Origin of the sequence: Rhodococcus sp. 66b (genome assembly GCF_002076325.1) — a bacterium.
GTDB classification, from domain to species: Bacteria; Actinomycetota; Actinomycetes; order Mycobacteriales; family Mycobacteriaceae; genus Rhodococcus_F; species Rhodococcus_F erythropolis.
Window position 1 is genome coordinate 1 of sequence record NZ_MUZB01000049.1, and the last position, 1,713, is coordinate 1,713.

1 protein-coding gene is annotated in these 1,713 nt (G+C 60.2%); it reads right to left on the minus strand.

The window, feature by feature from the left end:
- Positions 1–1,689 (minus strand): non-ribosomal peptide synthetase (locus B0E55_RS31250; RefSeq protein WP_241896201.1); only part of this gene is annotated, 1,689 nt, incomplete at its 3' end.
- Positions 1,690–1,713: the final 24 nt, after the last annotated feature.

The following is a 1,713-nucleotide window of genomic DNA, read 5'->3' on the forward strand; positions in this document are numbered from 1 at the left end:
GTTGATGCGGCTGACAAGTCTGGTCGCATTGAGCGAATTACCACCCAACCCGAAGAAATCATCATCCACACCAACCCGCGACTCACACCCCAAAACCACCGCAAAAGCAGCAGCCACCACCAACTCCGAAGCAGAACCAGGCGCCCGAAACACCCGCACACCGAAAACAGGCTCCGGCAACGCCTTCCGATCCAACTTCCCCGCACTCGACAACGGGAACTCGTCAACAACAACCACCACATCCGGAACCATGTACGACGGAAGCACCAACCCCACCGCAGCCCGCGCCCCCACCGAATCCACCGAAACTTCCGCATCGACCGAGGACCCAGCCGTCACATACCCGACCAGACGACTCCCCCCATGCACCACCACCACAGCACCAGAAACACCCGGCAACGCACCCAACGCCGACTCGATCTCACCGAGCTCGATCCGCACCCCACGAATCTTCACCTGAAAATCCGACCGACCCAAATACACCAAAGACCCAGCAGCACTCCACAACACACGATCACCCGTGCGATACATCCGAGCACCCACCACAAACGGATTCGCCACAAACCGATCCGACGTCAAATCCGGACGCCGATGATAACCACGAGCCAACTGCGCACCATCGAGATACAACTCACCCGCAACACCCACCGGCACCGGACGCAACCGCGAATCCAACACATACCCACGCGTATTCCACACCGGCGTCCCGATCGGCACCACCCCCGACACCGAACCCACAATCCGATGCGCCGTCGTCGTAATCGCCGCCTCCGTCGGACCATACGTGTTATGCACCGCAGCCGACGTCAACGAACCCAACGCCACCGCAAGCTCCGGCGACAACTCCTCACCACCGGCAAACAAATGCCGCAACGAACCCAACGCACCACCAAAACCATCAGCCACCAACGCCGCAAGCACCGACGGAACGAACTCCGCCACCGAAATCGCATGCTCGACCATCACACCCGCAAGATAATCCAACTCACGATGCCCACCCGGCCGCGTCACCACCAACCGCGCACCCAAGGTCAACGGCAAAAACGACTCCCACACCGACACATCGAACGTGAACGGCGCACGCGCCATCACCCGATCATCAGCACCCACCCCGTACTCCCCAGCCAACCACGCCAACTGATTGACAATCGCCCCATGACTGACCGACACCCCCTTCGGCCGACCCGTCGAACCCGACGTGAACATCACATACGCCGCATTGCCCAACCGCAACGGCGCAACCCGATCACCATCAGAAACCCGACCACCCGAAAACCCACCCACATCAAGACCATCGAGAACAACAACATCCACACCCACAGGCAACACACCCACAAACGCAGAAACAGTCAACACAAGCTGCGGCGCAGCCGAATCAACCACAAACCCGATCCGCTCCACCGGCAACTCCGGATCAATCGGCACATACGCACCACCCGCAGCAACAACCGCATGCATCGCCACGATCATCTCCACCGAACGCTCCACCGCAAGACCCACCAAAACATCCGGCCCCACACCACGCCCGATCAACCACCGCGCCAACCGATTCACCCGCACACCGAACTCGGCATACGACAACACCACATCACCGAACACCACAGCCACACGACCCGACGACACCTCAACCGAAGCCGCCACCAAATCCGCCAACGTCACACCGTCAACACAACGATCCGTCTCATTCACACCCCCCAACACCAACCCACGCTC